This is a genomic window from Kitasatospora sp. NPDC057512 (genome assembly GCF_042802135.1).
Taxonomy (GTDB): Bacteria; Actinomycetota; Actinomycetes; order Streptomycetales; family Streptomycetaceae; genus Kitasatospora.
Genome location: NZ_JBHVET010000922.1, coordinates 1 through 2,809, shown reverse-complemented (window position 1 = coordinate 2,809; position 2,809 = coordinate 1). Strand labels below are relative to the sequence as shown.

Genomic DNA, 2,809 nt, shown 5'->3' with positions numbered 1-2,809 from the left:
GTCGCGACCACCGGGCGCGGGCGCCGGCCAGCACCTTCGCCCCGGCCGGGGTGCCGCCGAGGACCAGCGCGGCCGGTCCGCCGACCAGCAGCACCAGGCCGGCGATCAGCGCGACGGGCCGCAGCAGGCGGGCGGTGCCGGCGCGGTCGGGCACCGGGGTGCCGACCGGGGCCGCGGCGATCGCGTTGCCGGAGGGCGCGGCGCCCGCACCAGACTTGGCCCCGCCGGCCGCGCCGGGAGCCGCGGCACCGCCGGCCGTGCCGGTCCCGGTGGAGCCGGTGCCGGAGAGGCCGCCGCCGGACAGGCCGTCGGAGGAGCCGAAGCCGGTGCCGCCGGAGGTGCCGTCCGCGGTGGTGCCGCCGGTGCCGGAGCCGCTCACCGGGGTGGTGCCCTCGCCCGTGCCGCCCGAGCCGGAGGAACCGTTGCCGCTCTCCGGGGTGCCCGGCTCGCCGCCGGCCGGAGGGGCGGTCTGGTTGCCGGGCAGCTTGCCGTCCTGGGCCGCGACGTGCTGCACGGCCTCCTGGGCCTGCTGCCGCTGGGCGCCGGTCAGCGCGAGGTAGCCCTGGGCCAGCTGGCCCGGCGCGAGCCCGTAGGTCTGGCCGTCGGTGGTCACGGTCTTGAGGAACTGCGCGATCGACGCGGCCTTCTCGGCGGGCACCCCGCCGGTCGGCACCATCGCGTACTGCACCGCGGTCAGCGGGTACGCCCGCTGGTCACGCGAGAACGCGGTGTCCGGCGTGCCGTAGGGCAGTTGCTGGACCCCGGTGGCGGCGTCGGTCGGCATGTCGGCGACGGCGGCCTGGAAGCCGGCCGTGGAGGGCGACACGTAGGAGCCGGCCGGGTTGAGCAGCGAGGCCTCGGGGAGCGAGAACGCCTTGGCCTGGGCGGTGTCCATGATGGCGAGCAGCGACCGCTGACCGGGGATCTGCGCGGGACAGGCCTTGTGGCTGCCGTCGGACTCGGCGTTCGGCTGCTGGCAGTTCGGCTGGTACTGCATCAGGTTGCGCGCCACCCGCCCGAGACCGTCGAGCGAGGGGTTCCACTCGTACTGCTTCCAGTGCTTGAAGTCGACTCCGGCGCTGCCCTGCGCGGGCCCGGAGTAGTCCTGGACCTGGAACGCCTCCGTCGGGTAGCCGGCGAACTTCGGCTTCAGGTAGAAGCTGTCGACGCGCATGCCCCACTGGTCCGGCTCACCGTCGAGGAAGCGGCTCGCGTCCGGATCGGCGGCGAACCACGAGGTCAGCTGGTAGGTGAAGTCGGTGGTGCCACCGGGAACACCGGGGTAGATCGTCAGGGTGCCGCCGCAACTCGTCGGCCAGTGGATCCCGTTGGCCGCCGTCTCCGGGTTCAGCTGCTTGAACTCGGGGTCGGTGAACAGGCAGGTCGGGTTGCCGGCCACGGAGGGGATGCTCGTCCCCGGCGAGGCGTAGGACTGGGTGAGCAGCTTGGCCACCAGCCGGGCGTTCAGCTTCATGTCGCGGATCTGCCGCCCGGTCTTCGGGTCGTCGATCAGGTACGTGACCGAGATGCCGGTCGTCGCGAGCGGGGCGTAGACGTACGGACGGGTGGGCGGCGACCGGTCGGGCCGCGCCGTCAGCGCGACCTCCGTGCTGCCGCTGCCTCCCAGGAACGCGGCACGGGCCTGCGGCTCGCCACCGGAGGGGACGTAGCCCACGGTCATCGGCGAGTCGCCCAGGCACAGGCCGGCCCGCCACTGCTGCATGGCCCGGTTGGCCGTCTCCAGACCGGCGGCGCCGAAGGCCTGGTCGCTCACCTTGCAGGAGTCCGCCGTGGGGGCGAAGGTCAGCGGGACCACCGTCCGGTGCTGCCAGGCGCACTGCTCGCTGGTCCGGTTGCCCGTCTTCCAGTTCTGGTTGCCGGGGGTCATGATCCCGTCGGCGGCGGTGTAGCCGTCCGGGTCGGCGTCCAGGTCGTGGAACTCGCAGTCGGCCTTGCCGTCGAGGACCTGGAAGAGGTCCAGCGGGTCGCCGCCGTAGTTCGGCTCGACCACCAGGGAACAGGGGTGGGTCGCGTCACAGCCGAGCGTGGAGCTCTCCTTGGCGCTCCACACCTCGATCGAGGCGCTGCCCGAGCCGTCCGGGCCGGTGGCGGCGATCACCTGGTTGGTGGGCCACTCCGGCACCTCGGTGCGCGTCGGCCGGGGCGGCTGCTCGAAGCCCTTCGTCCGGTCGCCGCCGTAGAGGGTACTGCCGTAACAGTCCGTCACCGACGGGTCGGTACCCCGGCACTGGTAGATCCGCACCGCGTAGAGGATGTGGGTCGACAGCGACTGTGCCGTCGGTGCGGGATCGTTGGAACCCAGGTAGACCGTCGGGGTGAAGCCGCTCCAGGAGACCTGGAGGACCTGGTTGGTCAGGTTGGCCGTCTGGGAGACGGTCACGCTGCCCTCGGTGCCGTACGTCTTGGCGGACGGGATCCAGACCTTCGGGCCCGGGACGGTCACCGCCGAGTCGGCGTGCGCCTGCGGCGCCGCGCCCAACCCGATCGGAATGACGGCGAGCGCCGCCACCACGGCCTTGGCGAGGACCAGGGCCGGTAGTCGACGGCGCCACCTCCCTGGGCCTCTCGGGTCGGGTACGCGGTTTCTCATGGCGAGGCCTCCGGGAGATGCGGGCCGCCGAGGGAGGCGGCACGAGGGCGTCGATCGCGCTGGGGACGGACGATTCCGTGCGTACTATTCGGCCAGCCGGACATGGCGGGATCCGGTCGACCAGATGTACGAGACCACAACGCGACGACTCCGTACCGGAGTTGGGAACTCCGCAAACGGCGGGCCCGCGCCGAGGCG

The 2,809-nt window shown here is 73.1% G+C and carries 1 pseudogene; it reads right to left on the bottom strand.

Annotated elements, in window-relative coordinates:
* Positions 1 to 2,611: pseudogene (locus ACFU6K_RS35790) on the bottom strand (hypothetical protein); the annotation flags it as partial.
* Between the last annotated feature and the right edge of the window lie 198 nt (positions 2,612 to 2,809).